Origin of the sequence: Pseudomonas serboccidentalis, from assembly GCF_028830055.1 — a bacterium.
Classification (GTDB): Bacteria; Pseudomonadota; Gammaproteobacteria; order Pseudomonadales; family Pseudomonadaceae; genus Aquipseudomonas; species Aquipseudomonas serboccidentalis.
On record NZ_CP101655.1, the window covers coordinates 4795422 to 4814915 of the forward strand.

Sequence of the window (19494 nt, forward strand, 5' to 3'; positions counted from 1 at the left end):
CAATGAATCGTCCGCTGTTCGTTTCTCTGGATGGGCCCAAAGGCACCGGCAAAACCACACTGTTGGAGGCCGTTACGCAAGTACTGAGGGCGGGCAACCAGAAAGTCATCCGGCTATGCGAGAGAAAAAGCGATCCTTTCAGGGGTGAAACCATGGCCCTGGTTAATACGCTGGCCAGAAATCCTTCCCGGGATCTGGAGTGGGCTGTGTGTCAGCGACTTGCTGATAGCCGCAGTTGGATCTCCCATAACGTTCTGACGAAGCAGCCGCTGGACAGCATTATCTTGATCGATCGCTGGTATCCGTCTGATGCCGCGTTTCGCCAAACCATCCCGTTTGCCGAGATTCTGCAGTTGAACATAGATCGAGGCGTGCGAGTGCCGGACCTGCATGTCGGCGTCGTCACCGATCCGGATATTTCATGGGCAAGGGCCACGGCGCGATCGCGAGGATTGGGCGGCACAGTGATTCAGAAGCACCCAGCGCATGTGGCGTGTACGGAGATGTTCGAGCACGCGATTAAGGAGCACGGCTGGGTTCTATGCCGTAATGAGGGAACGATTGAGGACGCTACGAGGCAGGTGGTTTCTGAGATCTATAAAATGCTGGGGTGATTTTTCGAGATAGAGATAGGTGTTGGTGCTAGGGTGCGTAGCGTAATACTTGATTTAACATAATATACATTACACGTAACAAGATATTTCAGAATCAGCCCAGTTGCGCACGCGTTTTCAATCTCCAGCGACCGCTTGCAAGCGTAGTCCTCGGAAGTAATCTTTAGGACAGTTGCGGAACTAATTCATAGACAGCAACGATTCTTCTCCGAGTTCACATTTTACTTCCAGCACTCGCTGCGCCTAATTTCTGCCATTCGCGAGCCTGACGATGAGGACCAGAATTAGTCATAAGGACAGTCAGTAGCATTACTGTGCGTCACAGATGCGCCTGCAAACACGGCGCTGTGCGAAATCTGCGCCGTTCAGCGTGGAGTTGGTGCGCAGATTTCAAGGTTGCCAAGAGTGGAAAATTCAAAAAACGCTGATCTCCTTGTGAGCGCTGATGGTTTGGCAACGAAACCGTTTCGCTCGAATCCCATTGAGCTCTCCGACCTCCAAATATCTTGGGAAGCCGGCCTTACCTGATTGCATAAATAGCTCAGTGGAATGCCCGTCCGACGCCTCTGTTAACCGCTTTTTTGACTTGTTAGCCGCTGTAGCTAACAAGTCAAAAAACGAGTTTACAGAGTAATATTGAATCATGTGTGAACCTTGATTCGTCTAGCACACCTAGGCTTTCAAAGCTCCCAGTTGCCGGAAGGCGCCCTAGCGTATGTCTGCAGAGGTATGTACTCTTGAGGGCGCTCTCGCCGAAAATGAACACTTAACAATCTCTGCGTGAAATATTCTCTAACTCAACTAAACATCTATTTAGTGTAGTTAACAGACGATGGCCGATATTTACCGATTTTCACCGCTTTAGCGTCTCGCTCGGCAACTCATTGAACAGCGCTCGATAACTGCTGGAAAACCGCCCCAAATGCCAGAACGACCACTGCATCGCGACTTGCGCAACGGTAGTCTCCGTCGGGCTGCGTTGGCGCAGTTCACGGTGTGCGCTATTCAACCGCCGCAGGCGTAACCAGTGACTGGGTGTCATCCCGGTGTAGGCCTTGAACGCGTGTTGCAACTGTCGCAACGACACGCCGGCCACCTGCGCCAACTCAAGCAGATTAAGTGTCTCCTCCGGTGAATCAGCAGCCCACTCCCCTACGCGCTTCATGATGTTTCGCTCTTCTGCGCGGCGCTGTAAACCGCCGCGATCCAGGCACACCTGCGCGTTATCGAGGATGAACAAACAGTCCTCCAACAGCTGCTGGGTCAGCGCCTCTTTACTTGGCGGATCAAGGGGTTGCGTCAACTTCGTGAGAGTCGAGCTTAACCAGCGACTGAACAAGGCGTTCTGCCCGCAATTCAGTGGCGCCATGAACAAACCCTCGAGGCGCCGAACATCCAGACCGTGTTGCTGAACGAATTCCGGGCCGAACACCACGGCGATTTCCTGGTAGTTCTCCGGAGTGATCCAGATGTTGCGGCTCTCTTCGTTGAGCAGGTACAGCGCGTTGTCGCTGCGATCAAAACAGAACGCCAAAGCACCCGCCGGCGCGCTGAAATTCTGCTCGACGCGCGTGTTCATCTGTTCTTCGTAAACCTGCACACCCTGCAAATCCAGATAGCGAATCTGCCCGGCGAAATGTCCGGGAGACATCTGCTGGTAATGCTGGACCCAACCCGGCGTGGCGCGGATTTGCTCGGTGACATCAGCGGTATTGAAAGCCTGAACCTGTAACGGATTGCACGTTGTCATGAGAGACCTTGCGCACTCTTTTGGTGCGCTTTGGTGCTGCTTAAAGTGGATAGATGGAACTGCAAGGCACGCCCAAGATAGTCGTCAACGCGCCACAGGGGAAGGGGCGGAAGATGAAACCCGCCCTCCCCGGCGTCTATGAAACCAATAACGAGGTCTTTATGAATGCCCCTTTCGATCAGCTGTTCACGTGGCTGAAAGATCACAAGATTACCGAAGTTGAATGTGTGGTCAGCGACCTGACCGGCATCGCTCGCGGCAAGATCGCACCGACCAACAAGTTCCTGCATGAGCGAGGCATGCGCCTGCCGGAAAGTGTGCTGCTGCAAACGGTAACCGGGGATTTTGTCGACGACGACATCTACTACGACCTGCTCGACCCGGCCGACATCGACATGGTCTGCAAGCCGGTGGCCGACGCCGTGTACGTGATTCCGTGGGCGATCGAGCCGACCGCCATCGTCATCCACGACACCTTCGACAAGTTTGGCAACCCGATCGAACTGTCACCACGCAACGTACTGAAGAAAGTCCTGCAGCTGTACACCGACAAAGGCTGGAAGCCGATTGTCGCGCCGGAAATGGAGTTCTACCTGACCCAGCGCTGCGAAGACCCGGACCTGCCACTCAAGGCGCCGCTGGGCCGTTCGGGCCGTGCGGAAAGTGGCCGTCAGTCGTTCTCGATCGACGCCGCCAACGAATTCGATCCGCTGTTTGAAGACGTCTATGACTGGTGCGAATTGCAAGGTCTGGACCTGGACACGCTGATCCACGAAGACGGGCCGGCGCAGATGGAAATCAACTTCCGTCACGGCGACGCCCTCGATCTGGCTGACCAGATTACCGTGTTCAAACGCACCCTGCGCGAAGCCGCCCTCAAGCACAACGTCACCGCCACGTTCATGGCCAAGCCGATTGGCGACGAGCCCGGCAGTGCCATGCACTTGCACCAGAGCGTGGTGGAAATTGCCAGCGGCAAGCCGATCTTCGCCGACGCCGACGGCAAGATGAGCGACCTGTTCCGGCATCACATCGGCGGCCTGCAGAAGTACATCCCGAAAGTGCTGCCGATGTTCGCGCCCAACGTGAACTCGTTTCGCCGCTTCCTGCCGGACACCTCGGCACCGGTGAACGTCGAATGGGGAGAAGAAAACCGCACCGTCGGCCTGCGCGTGCCGACCTCCGGCCCGGAAGCGATGCGCGTGGAAAACCGCTTGCCGGGCGCCGACGCCAACCCGTACCTGGCGATCGCCGCCAGTTTGCTGTGTGGCTACATCGGCATGGTCGAAGGCATCGAGCCGAGCGCGGCCGTTGAAGGTCGGGCCTACGAGCGCCGCAACCTGCGCCTGCCGATCACCATCGAAGAGGCGCTGACGCAAATGGAAGAGTGCGACACCGTTGCCGAGTACCTGGGCAGCAAATTCGTCCGCGGCTACGTCGCCGTCAAACGCGCCGAGCACGAAAACTTCAAGCGCGTGATCAGTTCGTGGGAGCGCGAGTTTCTGCTGCTGAGCGTCTGACTCCAGCCCAAAACCCTGTAGGAGTGAGCCTGCTCGCGAAGGCGTCAGCACAGTCACCATCGACGTTGCCTGACCCTCCGTTTTCGCGAGCAGGCTCGCTCCCACAAGGGGAATAGCGAACCACCTGAAAAAATCCAATAACTTCAAGAGGTGTCGATATGCGTCTACTGAAATCCATGGTCCCCGCCGCACTGGCAATGTTGTGCAGCACCGCAGCCCTGGCCCAACCCCAGGTCAGCGTCTACAACTGGACCGACTACATCGGTGAAACCACCCTCGCCGACTTCCAGGCCAAGACCGGGATCAAGGTGATCTACGACGTTTTCGACTCCAACGAAACCCTGGAAGGCAAGCTGCTCGCCGGGCGTACCGGTTACGACGTGGTGGTACCGTCCAACCACTTCCTTGCCCGTCAGGTGAAGGCCGGTGCGTTCCTCAAACTGGATCGCGAGCAGTTGCCGAACTGGAAAAATCTCGACCCGAAACTGCTCGCGCTGCTGGAGAAAAACGACCCGCAAAACGCGCACTCGGTGCCGTACCTGTGGGGCACCAACGGCATCGGTTACAACGTCGACAAGGTCAAGCAAGTGCTGGGCATCGACCACATCGATTCCTGGGCCGTGCTGTTCGAGCCGGAAAACATCAAGAAGCTGTCGCAGTGCGGCGTGTCGATGATGGACTCGGCTGACGAAGTGTTCCCGGCCATCCTCAACTACATGGGCATGGATCCGCGCAGCGAGAACCCGGAAGACTTCAAAAAGGCTGAAGCCAAACTGCTGAGCATCCGCCCGTACATCACCTACTTCCACTCCTCCAAATACGTCTCGGACCTGGCCAACGGTGACATCTGCGTAGCCTTCGGTTATTCCGGTGACGTGTTCCAGGCCGCCAACCGCGCCAAGGAAGCCAAGAACGGCGTGAACATCGCCTACGCCATTCCCAAGGAAGGCTCCAATCTGTGGTTTGACCTGCTCGCGGTTCCGGCCGACGCCGCCAACCCGAAGGAAGCCCACGCCTTCATTAATTACCTGCTCGATCCGCAAGTGATCGCCAAGGTCAGCGCCTCGGTCGGTTACGCCAACCCGAACCCGGCCGCCAAACAGTACATGGACGTGGCGCTGGTGAATAACCCAGAGGTTTATCCGCCACAGGAAGTCCTCGACAAGCTGTACATTTCCACCACCCCGCCCCAGTCGATCATGCGTCTGATGACCCGGTCCTGGAGCAAAGTGAAGTCGAACAAATGAATCAGTACACCCAGGAACACGCCCGCTCCTATTACGCAGCCTCGGCGCGGGCAACCACTCCCTACCCCAGGCTGGACGGTGACCTGAGCGTTGATGTCTGCGTGATCGGCGGTGGTTTCACCGGGGTCAACACCGCCATTGAGCTCGCGCAGCGCGGGTTGTCGGTGGTGTTGATCGAAGCCCGGCGCATCGGCTGGGGCGCCAGTGGGCGCAACGGTGGGCAGTTGATCCGCGGCATCGGTCATGAGGTCGAAGGCTTCGCGCGCTATGTCGGCAATGACGGCGTGCGCTACTTGCAGCGCGCCGGGATCGATTCGGTGGAACTGGTGCGACAGCGCATCACCGACCACAGTATCGAGTGCGACTTGCGCTGGGGATTCTGCGAGCTGGCCAACACCCCTGCACAGTTCGCCGCGTTCAAGGACGAGCAAGTCAGCCTCGGCGAACTCGGCTACCGCCATGAAACCCGGCTGGTCGCCCCCGAACAGATCCGTCAACAAGTAGTGAATGCCGACGTCTACGCCGGTGGTCTGGTCGACATGGGCTCCGGCCATTTGCACCCGCTGGACCTGGTGCAGGGCGAAGCGCGTCTGGCGGCCTCCCTCGGCGTACGGATTTTCGAGCAAAGCCCGGTGCAGCAGATCGTCCACGGCGAAACTGTCCAGGTGCGCTGCGCCACGGGCACCGTCCGCGCCGGCAGTCTGGTGCTCGGTTGCAACGCGCATCTGGATGAACTCGAACAGCAACTCAGCGGTAAAGTGCTGCCCGCCGGCAGCTACATCATCGCCACCGAGCCATTGTCCGAGGAGCACGCCGCGCAGTTGATCCCGCAGAATCTGGCGCTGTGCGACCAGAAAGTCGGCCTCGATTACTACCGGCTCTCGGCGGATCGGCGTCTGTTGTTCGGTGGCGCCTGCCATTATTCCGGACGCGATCCGGCGGACATCGCCGCCTACATGCGACCGAAGATGCTCAAGGTCTTCCCGCAACTGGCGGATGTGCGCATCGACTATCAATGGGGCGGCAAGATCGGCATCACAGCCAACCGCTTCCCGCAGGTCGGGCGCCTCAAGCAGCAGCCGAACGTGTTCTACGCGCAGGGTTATTCCGGTCACGGCCTGAACGTCACGCACTGGTGCGCCAAGCTGCTGGGCGAGGCAATCCACGCGGGCCACAGTCAGGGCATGGACGTGTTCAGCGCGGTGCCGCACATGACTTTCCCCGGCGGCCCGGCCCTGCGTTCGCCACTGCTGGCACTGGGCATGTTCTGGTATCGCCTGCGGGAAATCCTCGGTTAACGCAATATCGTACTTGTGGCGAGGGCGCTTGCTCCCGCTGGACTGCGCAGCAGTCCCTGGCTTTTCAGGTAATGAAGAGCGAGGGCTGCTTCGCGCCCCAGCGGGAGCAAGCTCCCTCGCCACAAATCACTGTCCCCTTACTCTGTTTCTTATCTGGTGAGCTGTACACATTTGCTCTATCGCCAAGCACTTCTATATTGATGAAGTGCTTTTGCGTTCCTGGCGCTCAGTGCCCGATAAACCGAGGAGGACATGGATGAAGTCGTCAGCCGCCGATGAGCCGCGAGCACCGGGCCAAGCCCCGATCAAGACCCGACGTTTCAGCATTTCACTGGTGTGGATCGTGCCGATCGTGGCGGTGCTGGTCGGCATTTCGCTGGTGGTGCACAACGTGATGCAGGAAGGCCCGACGATCATCGTCAACTTCAAGACCGGTAGCGGTCTGACCGCCAACAAGACCGAGGTCAAATACCGCAACGTGGTGATCGGTCAGGTGACTGACGTTGAGTTGAGCGGCGACCAGAAGAGCGTCGACGCCACCATCAAACTGTCCAAACAGGCCGAAACCTTCACCCGCGAAGACTCACAGTACTGGGTCGTGCGCCCACGCATAGGCGCCGGTGGCGTTTCGGGCATCGACACCCTGCTCTCCGGCGACTATATCGGCGCTGACATCGGTCAGGCCAACAACCGCGCCAAACACTTCAAGGGCCTGGAAAATCCGCCACCGATCACCTACGGCGAACCGGGCAAGCGCTTCATGCTGCACGCACCGGATCTCGGTTCGCTGGACATCGGCTCCCCGGTTTACTACCGCAAGATCCCGGTCGGCCAGGTCGTCACCTACGCCCTCAATCCCGAAGGCAAAGGAGTGGATATCGAGGTGTTCATTCACTCGCCGAACGACGCCTTCGTCACCGAAAACACCCGGTTCTGGAATGCCAGCGGTATCGATATCAATGTCGGCGCCAACGGCTTTGCGGTGAAGACCGAATCACTCTCGACCCTGCTGGTGGGCGGCATTGCTTTCCGTGCGCCGGATTACAGTCCCAACGATGTGGCTGCAGGCGAGGACAAGGACTTCGAGCTGTTCGCCGATCAACAGGCCGCCCTCGCCCCGCCCAATGGCAAGGCGCAATACATGGTGTTGCGTTTCGAGCAGTCGTTGCGCGGACTCAAGGTCGATGCGCCGGTGGAGTTTCTCGGCATGGAGATCGGTCGGGTCGTGGGCATCAACCTGGATTTCGACGCGAAAAAACGCACCTTCCCGCTTAACGTCGGGATCGTCATTTACCCGCAGCGCCTCGGCCAGGCCTACAAGAAGATGCTCACGGAATTCAAGCACGATCCCAACGACGAGGCTGCCGGTGTTCGGCTGCTGGGCACCTTCGTCGATAACGGCCTGCGCGCCCAGGCCCGTAGCGGCAATCTGCTGACCGGACAACTGTACATCGCGCTGGATTTCTTCCCCAAAGCGGAAAAAGTCGCGTTCGACCCAACGGCTCGCCCGGTTGCTCTGCCGACCGTTCCCGGCAGTCTCGAACAACTGCAGGAAAAACTCGAAGCGATGGTCGACAAGCTCAACAAACTGCCGGTCGAACGGATTGCCGGCAACCTCGACAGCAATCTGGTCGAGCTGCGCAAAGGCCTGCAACAGTTCAACGCCAAGACCCTGCCAGGCGTGCAGACCACCCTGGCGGATGTCAGCAAGACCCTGCAATCGGCCAGCTCGACACTGGCCGAAGATTCGCCGCAGCGTGAAAAACTCACTGAAACACTCGACGAACTCGGGCGCATGTCGCGTTCGCTGCGTGAGCTTTCTGACTACCTCGGCCGCCACCCGGAATCGCTGATCCGTGGCCGTCCCGACAACGCTGCACCGCTGGACCTGAAAGGACCACCGCGCAATTGAGCACAGGAGTCAGACCATGGCTGCACCGTTGAAGATCACCGTGCTTGCAGCGTGCCTGTTGCTCGGCGCCTGTCGCAGCGAGCCAATCAGTTTTCACACCCTGACCCCGGTGCAACTGACCAACACGCGGGCCGGCACGGTGATTCCCATCGAGGGAATCACCGTGCCGCCGCAAGTCGACCGCCCGCAAATCGTCATCCGCCAGGGCAACAACGGCCTGGCGATTCTGGAAACCCAATGGTGGGGGGCGAGTCTGGCGGATGAGTTGCGCAGTGCGCTTAGCGATCAACTGAGCAATACCGGCAGTCGCGGCAATGTCTCGGTGCGCATCGATGTGCAGCGATTTGATTCGATCCCCGGCCAGTACGGACTGATCGACGTCAAATGGCGTCTGCGCCCGAGCGGTGCGGCGGACAATGGCCTGCTGACTTGCCATTCGACCTTGCAAACACCCTCAGGCCCGAGCATCGATGAACTGGTGACGGCGCAACAGAATAACGTCAGACGCCTGGCGGCACTGATCAATCAGGCGGCGGGCAATTCACGCACCTGTCCATCGGCCTCCTGAGTCGCCACCGAAAGCGTGACGGTGAAACGGCAGCCGTTGGGTTCGCGAGTCACCAGTTGGACTTGCCAGCGTTGATGGCTGCAGATTCGCTGCACCAGCGACAACCCCAGTCCAAGCCCTTCACCACGCTGTTCATCACCGCGTACGAATGGCTGAAACATTGCGTGGCGTTTCTCTTCCGGAATTCCGATACCACTGTCCTCAACCACGAAGCTGTCCCTGAGCAAGGTCAACCGTACAAAGCCATGATCGGTGTAGTGCCAGGCATTACGCAAAAGATTGCCCATGACCGACTGCAAGAACGTCAGGTCGTATCGCGTGGTGCCAGCCAGTTGCGGCTCGTAGATAAACTCCAGACCTTTTTCGCGAATCAATCGCCCCCAGATTTCCACCTGAGCATCGGCAATATCCTTGAGGGTGCAGGTGGACGCGGTGCCAAGCTCTTCGGGTTTGCGCGCCAGCATCAAAAAGGTCTCGACCAGTTGGCGCATCTCGGCGCTGGCCCGGGCAATACGTTTGACCTGCGCAGTGGAACGCGGATCAAGCGAAGGGTTGACCAGCAACAACTCGCAGGAGCTGGCCAGAATCATCAACGGCGTGCGCAGTTCATGGCTCACGTCACTGGTGAAGAGCTTTTCCCGATTCAGGGTGTCTCGTAACCGGCCAAGGGTCTGGTCAAAAGACTGTGCCAGCTCCCCTACCTCATCATCGGCGTAATCGGGACGCAATGCCGGGGCCAACGCGATCAACTGATCGCGATGACGCACCTGCCCCGCCAGGCGAATCACCGGGGCCATGACCTGGCGCGCCAACAACCTGCCGAGCGCGACGGCCAACATGACGCTGAGGATGAAACCGACGATCACCACGACGAACAGCAGGTGCTCTCGCTGTTCAAAACTTTCCTGATTGCGCAGCAGCACATATTTGCGTCCGCCAACCGCGTCAACCATGGCATAGAAGTCATCACCGTTGAACGATATCTCCTGGAAGCCCAGGGGCAGGCTCGCCAGTGGTTCCGCCAGCGCCATCGGGCCGGGACCGTTCTCGAAGAAAAACAGTTCGCTTTTTTCCGGCTCATGCCGCCATTGGCGGATGTCGTCCATCGCCAGCAACCGGCGCAACCCACCGTTCAGGGCGGTCATGGTCAACTTGTGCTCCACGACATGCACGGTGGCGACAATGCCCATTGCGAACACACCGGCAACCAGAGCGCTCATCAAGGCGAACACAATCACAATCCGATTGGCGAGGCTTTGCTTGAGGTCCATCCGGTTCAATGACTCCAGTGCTGATGTCAGGGCTGCAAGGGGCAGCGCCACGACGCTGCCCAACGCTCGCAGCTTCACCTTGCCCGGCGCTGTTGTTAAGTGCCTAAAACAAACAAAACGGGTATTTGAGTTTGTTTATCAAATACCCGTTTTAGTTAAAACACGCTGGCCCTCGCAAATTTTTCACATGTTCTTCACTGCTCCGACACGAGTCTGAACGTAGTGTTCAGCAGCCATTCAAGCAAGCCACCGTAAAGTAACTAACCTCCTAGAGCTTACGTTGCACTGTGTGTACTGAATGGAACTCGGGAATGACAAGGGGCAACGTTGTGGTTGAATTAGTACAAATACAATCAGCACCCAAGAGATCGAACCTCTCTCGTCCGCGCACCTGGGCAATCATTGCTGTCGGTTTGCTGCTGATTGCACTGATTCTTGGCTTTGTCTGGATGCAACGCTCGCCCGCCAACCTGCGCTATGCCAGCGCCTCTGCCACCCAGGAATGGGTGAACGCCTGGCAGGCCGGTGAGGTCGTCGCACTGGTACGTCATACCGAACGTTGCGACCGCTCGACCAATACGTGTCTGGGCCCGGCGGACGGTATCACTCAAGTTGGCAGTGTGGCTGCAGGCGTTGTTGGCCGTGGCTTCACGCAACTGGGCCTGGAGAAAACCCAGTTTTTCAGCAGCCCGCTGACGCGCACGATGCAGACTGCGCATTACATGCTCGGCCACGATGCGGTAGCCCAGGAATGGCTGGAAACCTGTGGCCCGACACTGCGCGATGACGTGGTGGCGCACAAGACGCCCGGGCAGAACATGATCCTGGTGACTCACAGCGGCTGCATCGCCGACTTTGAAAGGCAAACCGGTTACCCCCGGGCTGTCGCTGCCGAGTATGGCAGTGCTGTTTTAGTGCGGATAGACGCGCAAGGCCAACTTAAAGTGATTGGCATCATGAATCCCGAAGGCTGGCAACGAATGAGTAAATAATAAGCAAACTTTTTTTCGCAACTTTGCGGTATTGCGCAGACAAGCCTCTGGCCAGCGCATTTGCGCCCGCCAATTTGTAATAAGAAATGTTTTTTAGTTTCGAAAACTGGACATATTCCATTTTAAAGCTTGTCTTTCCAGAGAGAACTTAGAGCTGGAAGCACGCCAGTTCTCTGAATACAGGAGACGTCCACCGGACGTGCTCGCACCTGCATTCATCCAACCCGGTGATACGCCTGCTACGGAAATCGCCAGGCGCTTCACTGAAACGCACACTTGTACTGCACCAAGGTCCAGTCATGACGTCTGAGAACAAACCGCTGCACCACGCGGCGTTGAATTTGCCGCGCCTCCACCAGAGCAGCTTGATCGAGCGTTTTGCGATCCCCGGTCTGGTGCTGGCGTTCGTAGTGTTTTATCTGCTGCCACTGATGACCCACGGCCTGTGGATTCCGGATGAAACCCGTTATGGCCAGATCAGCCAGGAAATGCTGCAGAGTGGCAACTGGGTAGCGCCGCACTTCATGGGCATTCGCTATTTTGAAAAACCGATTGCCGGCTACTGGATGATCGCCATCGGCCAGGCGATTTTCGGCGAGAACCTGTTTGGCGTGCGCATCGCCTCGGCGCTGAGTACCGGCGTGAGCGTATGGCTGGCCTATCTGTTGGCGCGCCGCCTGTGGAACAACACGCGCATCAGCGCCGCTTGCGCCCTCCTTTATATGAGCTTCGGCCTGATCGCCGGTCAGGCGGGCTATGCCAACCTCGATCCGCAGTTCACCTTGTGGGTCAACCTGAGCCTGGTTGCGATCTGGTTTGCCATCGACAGCAATACCCCGCGCGCTCGCCTGGGCGGCTGGGCGCTGTTGGGACTCGCGTGCGGCATGGGTTTGATGACCAAGGGTTTTCTCGCCCTGATGCTGCCGGTACTGATCGCCCTGCCCTACATGATCTGGCAGCGGCGTTTTGGCGAACTGGTGCGTTACGGGTTAGTTGCCGTCGCAGTGGCCGCGCTGGTCAGCGTGCCGTGGGCACTGGCCGTGCATGCCCGTGAACCGGACTTCTGGCGTTTCTTCTTCTGGCACGAACACATCCGCCGCTTTGCCGCCGGTGAAGATGCCCAGCATGCGCGCCCATGGTGGTTCTACCTGCCACTGCTGTTTGCTTCCACCTTGCCGTGGGCACTGCTGCTGCCGTCGACACTGCTGCGCACCTGGCGCGAAAAACGCGATCCGAAAATCGGCTTCCTGGCCTTGTGGTTTGTGCTGCCGCTGGCATTTTTCAGCGCGAGCAGCGGCAAACTCCCGACCTACATCATGCCGTGCCTGCTGCCGTTGGCCTTGCTGATGGGTTACACCGTGATGGGTTGGCTCGACCGGCAGGACGGTCGCGTCTTGCGTACCAACGGCGTGGTCAACGTGGTGCTGGCCATTGCCGCACTGGTCGCACTGATCTATCTGCAATCGACCCGCGAAATTTACGAACACACCGAAATGTTCAGCCTGTCGCTGGGCTATATCGTGCTGCTCGGCTGGCTCATCGCCGGCGCGCTGCAAATAGTGCGGCCACTGACGCTGTGGGCAATGCCGGCGCTGGGCATTGGCCTGCTCATCGCGCTGCTACCGGCGGCCATGCCGGCGACCATCGTCAACAGCAAGATGCCGGACCAGTTCATTGCCGAACACCAGCAGGAACTGAGCGAAACCACTTCGTTGCTCAGCAACGATCTGGGCGCAGCGTCTGCGTTGTCCTGGCGTCTGCGTCGTCCGCAGGTGGATCTGTTCAACACCGTTGGCGAGCTCAAGTACGGTCTCGATGACCCGGCCATGGCCTCGCGAAAAGTCAGTCTGGAAGGTGTCGGGCAGTGGATGACCGAAGCCCGCAAAAAAGGCTCGGTCGGCGTGGTGATGCGGGTCAACAGCACCTCGGACGCTCAGCAGCTTGAGCTGCTGCCCATCGACGGCAAGCATTACCGCCGCGGCCAACTGGAAATCCTCATCTTCAACCAGAGCCAGCCATGATCCAGAACAAAACTGGCCGGGGGCCGTTGCTGCTCCTGTTGGCGGCGACTGCCCTGCTGTTATTGCTCGGCCTGGGCAGCCGCGAATTGTGGGGCGCGGAAACCCGCTGGGCCAACATCGCGCTGCAGATGCTGCAAAGTGGCGACTATTTCGACCCGTACCTCAAGGGCAGTCCGTATTACGACAAACCGCTGCTGTCGTACTGGCTGATCACCGCCACCTCCTGGTTCACCGGTGGGCTGGGGCATTGGTCGCTGCGATTGTCCTCGGTGATTTCCGCATGGTTCAGCGTGTGGCTGGTGTACCTGCTCGGCGAACAATTGTTTCGAAAAGGCACCGGGCTGATCGCGGGATGGATGCTGGCGACCACCTTCTACTTCGTGTTCTGGGCGCGGGTGGCCACCGCCGACATTCTTACGGTGTGCGGCGTGCTGGCGGCGGTCTGGTGGTACTGGCGCGGGCCGGATGACACGCGCTTTTCGCGTTATCTGGTGTTCTTCGGGCTGTTGTCGCTGACGTCGCTGTTCAAAGGCCTGATCGGCTTCATTCTGCCCGGGCTGGTGCTGTTGCCGCATTTGCTCAGCGAGCAGCGCTGGAAGCGTCACCTCAACCTGCGTCTGTGCGCGGCGCTGCTGGTTGCCGGCGCCTTCTACATGGTGCCGTTTCTGTTGTCGCATCTCTATGGCGAGCCGAACTACGGCGAAAGCGGCCTGGGACTGGTGTTGCGGGAAAACGTCGTGCGGTTTTTCCAGCCGTTCGATCAGTTCGGGCCGATTTACACCTACCTGATCTACCTGCCGGTCTACACCCTGCCCTGGGCGCCGTGCTGGATAATTGCCCTGTGGGTCGCCGCGCGGAACTGGAAACACATCGAGCCGGATACCCGCTGGCTGATTCAAGGGCTCGCGCTGCTGATGCTGTTCTTCACCGCCAGCGGCAGTCGCCGTAGTTATTACGTCTTGCCGCTGGTGCCTTTCGCGCAACTGCTGGGCGCCTGGTGGATCACCCGGCGCATGGCCGCCCGCAACAGTGACGGTCGTGGGTTGAAGATCGGATTCGGTATCACCACTGTCTTGCTCGCCGCGATACTGGGTGTGCTCTACCCGTGGACCAACAGCGGCGGTGGCGTTATCCGTTTTGGTGAGCAGGTTCGCCAACAGGCCAGTCAGCAGGCACCGTTGAATCAATGGCGCATGGTCATGATCGAGGTCGACAACAAAGTACCGATGTACCTGCAGACCGGTGGTGCGCCGTTTTACTACGTGCCGGAAACGGTCCAGGACTTCCCGCACAATGGCGACACAGCGACGCTGATCGCCTGGCTGGAACGCACCAGCGGGCAACATTGGGATCCGCAACGCACGATTTTCGTGGCGCAATACCGCTCCGGTGATGCCGTGCCACTGGATGCGCTGAAAGCGGATCACCAGGTCATCACCACCACCCCCACCCGTGGCGAGCAGGTCTTCCACGGGCGTGAAGACCAGAGCGTGGCCTACATCCCCACTCCTGAGCGATGACGTTGTAAGACAAAAGTGTAGAGTCGCAGTAAATTTGAATGGCAATGACAAGTATTAACGGCTTCTTTGACGTTTTTTTCTCATTTGCCAGCCTACATTGCCGCGACTCGACACTTGCAAATCGTTCGCATTGATTCCTGCGAAAGTTTGCTCATAACGTCTAAAACAGGAGCTGCCCGAATGAATTCACGCCTTCCATCCTTCTTCAAGCGCGCATTGCTGGCTACTGCGCTGCTTGGCGCCGGGCACGCTGTTGCGGCCGACTCGGTGGGTCTGGTGGTCTACAACGCGCAGCACGAGAGCCTGACCAAGGCATGGGTCGCCGGTTTCACCGAAGAGACCGGCATCCCGGTCACCGTGCGCAACGGCGATGACACCGAAATGGGCAACCAGATCGTTCAGGAAGGCGCCGCCTCGCCGGCGGATGTGTTCCTGACCGAGAACTCCCCGGCAATGGTGCTGGTGGACAACGCCAAACTGTTTGCCCCGTTGGCGCCGACAACCCTTGAGCAAATCGATTCCGCCTACCGCCCGGCCCACGGCAATTGGGTTGGGATCGCCGCCCGTTCGACGGTGTTCGTCTACAACCCGAGCAAATTGACCGACAAAGACCTGCCCAAATCCCTGCTCGACCTCGCGACCCCAGCGTGGAAGGGTCGTTGGGCCGCCTCCCCCGCCGGCGCCGACTTCCAGGCGATCGTCGCCGCTGTCCTGCAGCAAAAAGGCGAAGCCGCCACCCTGGAATGGCTCAAGGGTATGAAGACCAACGCGACGATCTATCGCGGCAACAGCGCGGTGCTCAAAGCGGTGAATGCCGGGCAGATCGACAGCGGCGTGATTTACCACTACTACAGCTTCGTCGATCAGTCCAAGACCGGCGAGAACAGCAAAAACACCCGCCTGCACTACTTCAAGCATCAGGACCCGGGCGCGTTCGTCAGCACTTCCGGCGCCGGCGTACTGGCTTCGAGCAAACACCTTGAGCAAGCGCAGGCGTTCGTCAAATACATCACCAGCAAGGAAGGTCAGGAGATTCTCGAAACCGGCACCTCCTTCGAATACGCCGTAGGCAAAGACGCGCCATCCAACCCGAAACTGACGCCGCTCAAAACCCTCGATGCGCCGAAAATCGATGCTTCGACCCTCGACAGCAAAAAAGCCGTCGAGCTGATGACCCAGGCCGGATTGCTCTAAGTGATGCCACAGACCTTGCCTGCGCAGGCCGTTGCGACGGACTCCGCCAGTGCCCCGCACCCTCACCGCGTCATCGCCGGGCGCGGCGGCTCGTGGGTGGTAACCACGGCGATTCTGGTGTCGTTACTGTCACTGCTGCCGATTGCATTCGTGATCGGCGTGTCGTGGTACACCGGTTGGGCGACCATCGAAGCCCTGGTGTTCCGCCCACGGGTCGGCGAATTGCTGATCAACACCGTGTTGCTGGTGCTGATCACCCTGCCGCTGTGCATCCTGCTCGGCACCACGCTGGCCTGGCTGACCGAACGCAGCAATCTGCCCGGTCGGCGTCTATGGTCACTGCTGGCGGTGGCACCGCTGGCCGTGCCGGCGTTCGTCCACAGCTATGCGTGGGTCAGCCTGATTCCGTCGATCCACGGTTTGCCTGCGGGTGTACTGGTGTCGGTGATCGCGTATTTCCCGTTTTTGTACTTGCCGATCGCGGCGACTTTGCGTCGTCTCGACCCGGCCATTGAAGACGTCGCGCAATCCCTGGGCCTCAAGCCATGGGCGGTGTTTTTTCGGGTGGTGTTGCCGCAACTGCGCCTGGCGATTTGCGGTGGCGCGTTGCTGGTCGGCCTGCATCTGCTGGCCGAATACGGCTTGTACGCGATGATCCGTTTCGACACCTTCACCACTGCGATCTTCGACCAGTTCAAGTCGACCTTCAACGGCCCGGCCGCCAACATGCTCGCCGGGGTTCTGGCGTTGTGCTGTCTGGCGATGCTCACGGCTGAATCCGCCGCCCGTGGCCAGGCGCGTTATGCGCGAGTCGGCTCCGGCAGCGCCCGGGATCAACGCAGCGTGCAACTGGGCCGTGGCGCGACGACATTGGCGTTACTGCTGCAAACCCTGACCTGCCTGCTGGCACTCGGTGTGCCCTTGCTGACACTGGGTCGCTGGCTGCTGGCTGGTGGCGTGCAGGTCTGGCAAGGCGACGAATTGCTGCCCGCCTTGCTGCAAACGCTGTCGTACGGGGTGGCCGGCGCGTTGCTGACCAGCGTCGCGGCCATTCCCATCGCTTGGCTGTCGATTCGCGCTCCCGGCAAGTTGCAGCGTTTGCTGGAAGGCTGCAATTACATCACCAGTTCGCTGCCCGGCATCGTCGTAGCCTTGGCACTGGTGACCGTGACCATCCATTTGGCCCGGCCGATTTACCAGACGACCATCACCGTGCTGCTGGCGTATCTGCTGATGTTCCTGCCGCGCGCCCTGGTGAGCCTGCGCGCCGGTTTCGCTCAGGCTCCGGTGGAGCTGGAAAACATCGCGCAAAGCCTCGGTCGCTCGCCATTTCGGGCGTTGTGGCTGATCACGGTAAGGCTGGCGGCACCGGGCGCGGCCGCCGGTGCGGCGCTGGTGTTTCTGGCGATCACCAATGAACTGACCGCGACCCTGCTGCTCGCGCCCAACGGCACGCGCACCCTCGCCACTGGCTTCTGGGCGATGACCAGCGAAATCGATTACGCCGCTGCCGCGCCCTACGCGCTGCTGATGATCCTGCTTTCACTGCCGCTGACGGCCATTCTCTATCACCAATCCAGGCGTACCGCTGGCCGATGAACGCACTCGAACTGCTCAACCTCAGTAAAACCTTCGGCGCGCAAAAAGCGCTCGATGACGTCAGCCTCAACGTGCCGACCGGCAGCCGCACGGTCATCGTCGGCCCCTCTGGCTCCGGCAAAACCACGCTGTTGCGGATGATCGCCGGGTTCGAATTTCCCGACCGCGGCAGCCTTACGCTCAACGGCCAGACGCTGGTCGATCGCACCCACGCGGTGCCGGCCTATCAACGGCAGATCGGCTACGTTCCGCAGGACGGGGCGCTGTTCCCGCACATGACGGTGGCAGCAAATATCGGTTTCGGTCTGGCCCTGACCGGCGCGGCCCGCACCCAGCGCATCCTTGAGTTGATGGACAGTGTCGCGCTGGACGCAAACATGGCCAACCGTTGGCCGCATGAACTGTCCGGCGGCCAGCAACAGCGGGTATCGCTGGCCCGCGCCCTGGCGCAGCAGCCGCGTTTGATGCTGCTCGACGAGCCGTTTTCCGCGCTCGACACTGGTTTGCGCAGTGCCATGCGCAAAATGGTCGCGCGCCTGCTCGAAGCCGCTGGCGTCACGACCATTCTGGTGACCCACGATCAGAGCGAAGCGTTGTCATTCGCCGACCAATTGGCGGTGATGCGTGGCGGGCGCCTGGTGCAGTCCGGGCATCCGATGGACCTCTACCGCTATCCGAACGACGAACAGACCGCGCATTTTCTCGGCGAAGCCGTGGTGCTGCCCGCGCGGATCGAGGCCGGTTGGGCGCACTGCGATCTGGGTCAGGTGGCGGTCAACAGCAACGGTTTCAGCGGCGCCGCGCAGATCATGCTGCGCCCCGAGCAATTGCAGATCGCCGAAGTACCAACGGACAGCCCGGGTTGCCATGCGACGGTCACCGAGCGCGATTTTGCCGGCAACACCTGCACCTTGACCGTCGAGCTGAGCGCCTCCCCTGCTCAGGATCCGGTCCGTTCGATTCTGGTGCGCAGTACCGGCATGCACGCACCGCCCGCCGGCAGCGCGGTGCAACTGTCAGTGCTCGGTGCGGCGCATGTATTTGGCCTGAACTGATCAGAGATCGAAGCGATCCACTGCTCGCCGCCGCTCGTTGTCATCGCGCACATCGTAGTTGGCGGTGGTCTGGATGTTGCTGTGATGCGCGAGTTTCTGCGCGATCGAAAGGTCGTGCTCCTCGATCACTCGGGTGATGAACGAACGACGGAAGTCGTGGGGCATGATCTTCACCCCGACCTGCGTGCCACGCTGGCGGGCGATGTAGTAGATCGCGTGTTTGGTGATGCGCTCACGGGTGATGTGGCTGCCACGGCGAATGCGGTTGAACAGGAACGCATCGTCACTCTCGCCGTCCTTGAGCTGCGAACGGCGCAGTTCGAGCCATGCATCGAGCTTGCTGAACGCCCATGCCGGCGCGTACTTGATCAACTGTTTATTGCCTTTGGCAGTGACGCACAGGCTGCGTTCGCTGAAGTCGACCTGGTTCAGATCAAGGTCCACCGATTCCGACTTGCGCATGCCGGTACCGTACAGCAAGGCAATGATTGCGGCGTCGCGCAGGCCCTGCGGGCGTGGGTCGGCGGCGCAGACTTCCATCAATTCGTGAATCAGCGTGCGCTTGAGATTGCGGCCCTGGGACAGACGTGTACCGGCGATGCCCTTGACCGAGCGCATCTTCAAAAGATGTTCCTGGCTGATCAGACTCATGCGCCAGGCCTCATTCATGACCCCGCGCACCGCATTGACATACAACGAAGAAGTGTTCGGCGCATAGTTGTCTGCGCGCAATGCGGCGACCAGCGCTACAACATCTTCCGGTTGCAAGGCGTGCCACGGAATCTCTTCGACATTCATGTCTTCGAAACCCAGGCGATCGGCTGCATCTTGCAGCACGTAGCGCATGGTGAGCTGGCTGGAGGGCGCCAAACGCGCGAGGTACAGGCTCATCGGGTTGGTTTTTGGAGCGTCTGGGGTTGCAGCAACTAAATC

At 59.6% G+C, this 19494-nt stretch carries 15 protein-coding genes; 12 read left to right on the plus strand and 3 right to left on the minus strand.

The features are described 5' to 3' along the window. The first annotated feature begins 2 nt into the window (after positions 1-2). Positions 3-614 (plus strand): dTMP kinase, encoded by a 612-nt coding sequence (locus NN484_RS21870; RefSeq protein ID WP_274657873.1) that lies wholly within the window; start codon positions 3-5, stop codon positions 612-614. A gap of 853 nt (positions 615-1467) precedes the next feature. Here NN484_RS21870 and NN484_RS21875 read toward each other — a convergent pair. Further along, a complete protein-coding gene (locus tag NN484_RS21875; protein ID WP_274657874.1) occupies positions 1468-2364 on the minus strand; it encodes a helix-turn-helix domain-containing protein in 897 nt (298 codons plus the stop codon). A gap of 161 nt (positions 2365-2525) precedes the next feature. On the opposite strand from NN484_RS21875, the gene NN484_RS21880 reads away from it, so the two are divergent. The 5 genes from NN484_RS21880 (at position 2526) to NN484_RS21900 (ending at position 8909) form a co-directional block, all read left to right on the plus strand. Further along, a complete protein-coding gene (locus tag NN484_RS21880; protein WP_127647288.1) occupies positions 2526-3884 on the plus strand; it encodes a glutamine synthetase family protein in 1359 nt (452 codons plus the stop codon). A 158-nt stretch (positions 3885-4042) separates the two neighbouring features. Further along, entirely contained in the window at positions 4043-5131 is a 1089-nt protein-coding gene (locus NN484_RS21885) for a polyamine ABC transporter substrate-binding protein (RefSeq protein ID WP_127647286.1), read from the plus strand. Beyond that, entirely contained in the window at positions 5128-6429 is a 1302-nt protein-coding gene (locus NN484_RS21890) for an NAD(P)/FAD-dependent oxidoreductase (protein WP_274657875.1), read from the plus strand. Before NN484_RS21885 ends, NN484_RS21890 begins: the two co-directional genes overlap by 4 nt. A gap of 256 nt (positions 6430-6685) precedes the next feature. After that, positions 6686-8341 carry a PqiB family protein gene (locus NN484_RS21895; protein WP_274657876.1) on the plus strand — a complete coding sequence of 552 codons (1656 nt, stop codon included), beginning with the start codon at positions 6686-6688 and terminating at the stop codon, positions 8339-8341. A 16-nt stretch (positions 8342-8357) separates the two neighbouring features. Then, the gene (locus NN484_RS21900; protein ID WP_274657877.1) at positions 8358-8909 is read left to right on the plus strand and encodes a PqiC family protein; all 552 of its coding nucleotides are present in this window, start codon (positions 8358-8360) and stop codon (positions 8907-8909) included. On the opposite strand, the gene NN484_RS21905 is transcribed toward NN484_RS21900, so the two are convergent. Then, the gene (locus NN484_RS21905; RefSeq protein WP_274657879.1) at positions 8867-10180 is read right to left on the minus strand and encodes a sensor histidine kinase; all 1314 of its coding nucleotides are present in this window, start codon (positions 10178-10180) and stop codon (positions 8867-8869) included. The genes NN484_RS21900 and NN484_RS21905 overlap by 43 nt on opposite strands. A 311-nt stretch (positions 10181-10491) precedes the next feature. On the opposite strand from NN484_RS21905, the gene pmrG reads away from it, so the two are divergent. The 6 genes from pmrG to NN484_RS21935 all read left to right on the plus strand — a co-directional run bounded on the left by pmrG (position 10492) and on the right by NN484_RS21935 (position 18561). Continuing rightward, the gene (gene pmrG, locus NN484_RS21910; RefSeq protein ID WP_274657880.1) at positions 10492-11172 is read left to right on the plus strand and encodes a lipopolysaccharide core heptose(II)-phosphate phosphatase PmrG; all 681 of its coding nucleotides are present in this window, start codon (positions 10492-10494) and stop codon (positions 11170-11172) included. Positions 11173-11471: 299 nt separating this feature from the next. After that, positions 11472-13193, plus strand: coding sequence for a lipid IV(A) 4-amino-4-deoxy-L-arabinosyltransferase (gene arnT, locus NN484_RS21915; protein WP_274657881.1), 1722 nt, complete (start codon positions 11472-11474; stop codon positions 13191-13193). After that, positions 13190-14713, plus strand: coding sequence for an ArnT family glycosyltransferase (locus tag NN484_RS21920; RefSeq protein WP_274657882.1), 1524 nt, complete (start codon positions 13190-13192; stop codon positions 14711-14713). Before arnT ends, NN484_RS21920 begins: the two co-directional genes overlap by 4 nt. A gap of 180 nt (positions 14714-14893) precedes the next feature. Then, positions 14894-15907 (plus strand): iron ABC transporter substrate-binding protein, encoded by a 1014-nt coding sequence (locus NN484_RS21925; RefSeq protein ID WP_274657883.1) that lies wholly within the window; start codon positions 14894-14896, stop codon positions 15905-15907. 3 nt (positions 15908-15910) lie between these two features. Then, on the plus strand, positions 15911-17506 hold the full coding sequence (locus NN484_RS21930; protein WP_274657884.1) for an ABC transporter permease: 1596 nt from the start codon (positions 15911-15913) through the stop codon (positions 17504-17506). Continuing rightward, complete coding sequence (locus NN484_RS21935) at positions 17503-18561, plus strand: ABC transporter ATP-binding protein (RefSeq protein WP_127647266.1); 1059 nt, start codon at positions 17503-17505, stop codon at positions 18559-18561. Before NN484_RS21930 ends, NN484_RS21935 begins: the two co-directional genes overlap by 4 nt. Here NN484_RS21935 and NN484_RS21940 read toward each other — a convergent pair whose 3' ends face one another. Further along, positions 18562-19452 carry a site-specific integrase gene (locus NN484_RS21940; protein WP_127647264.1) on the minus strand — a complete coding sequence of 297 codons (891 nt, stop codon included), beginning with the start codon at positions 19450-19452 and terminating at the stop codon, positions 18562-18564. Positions 19453-19494: the final 42 nt, after the last annotated feature.

Excerpts from the sequence above, each read along its gene's own strand:
- NN484_RS21870 (WP_274657873.1), top strand. The coding sequence starts at position 3 with ATGAATCGTCCGCTGTTCGTTTCTCTGGATGGGCCCAAAGGCACCGGC.
- NN484_RS21875 (WP_274657874.1), bottom strand. The coding sequence starts at position 2,364 with ATGACAACGTGCAATCCGTTACAGGTTCAGGCTTTCAATACCGCTGAT.
- NN484_RS21880 (WP_127647288.1), top strand. The coding sequence starts at position 2,526 with ATGAATGCCCCTTTCGATCAGCTGTTCACGTGGCTGAAAGATCACAAG.
- NN484_RS21885 (WP_127647286.1), top strand. The coding sequence starts at position 4,043 with ATGCGTCTACTGAAATCCATGGTCCCCGCCGCACTGGCAATGTTGTGC.
- NN484_RS21890 (WP_274657875.1), top strand. The coding sequence starts at position 5,128 with ATGAATCAGTACACCCAGGAACACGCCCGCTCCTATTACGCAGCCTCG.
- NN484_RS21895 (WP_274657876.1), top strand. The coding sequence starts at position 6,686 with ATGAAGTCGTCAGCCGCCGATGAGCCGCGAGCACCGGGCCAAGCCCCG.
- NN484_RS21900 (WP_274657877.1), top strand. The coding sequence starts at position 8,358 with ATGGCTGCACCGTTGAAGATCACCGTGCTTGCAGCGTGCCTGTTGCTC.
- NN484_RS21905 (WP_274657879.1), bottom strand. The coding sequence starts at position 10,180 with ATGGACCTCAAGCAAAGCCTCGCCAATCGGATTGTGATTGTGTTCGCC.
- pmrG (WP_274657880.1), top strand. The coding sequence starts at position 10,492 with ATGACAAGGGGCAACGTTGTGGTTGAATTAGTACAAATACAATCAGCA.
- arnT (WP_274657881.1), top strand. The coding sequence starts at position 11,472 with ATGACGTCTGAGAACAAACCGCTGCACCACGCGGCGTTGAATTTGCCG.
- NN484_RS21920 (WP_274657882.1), top strand. The coding sequence starts at position 13,190 with ATGATCCAGAACAAAACTGGCCGGGGGCCGTTGCTGCTCCTGTTGGCG.
- NN484_RS21925 (WP_274657883.1), top strand. The coding sequence starts at position 14,894 with ATGAATTCACGCCTTCCATCCTTCTTCAAGCGCGCATTGCTGGCTACT.
- NN484_RS21930 (WP_274657884.1), top strand. The coding sequence starts at position 15,911 with ATGCCACAGACCTTGCCTGCGCAGGCCGTTGCGACGGACTCCGCCAGT.
- NN484_RS21935 (WP_127647266.1), top strand. The coding sequence starts at position 17,503 with ATGAACGCACTCGAACTGCTCAACCTCAGTAAAACCTTCGGCGCGCAA.
- NN484_RS21940 (WP_127647264.1), bottom strand. The coding sequence starts at position 19,452 with ATGAGCCTGTACCTCGCGCGTTTGGCGCCCTCCAGCCAGCTCACCATG.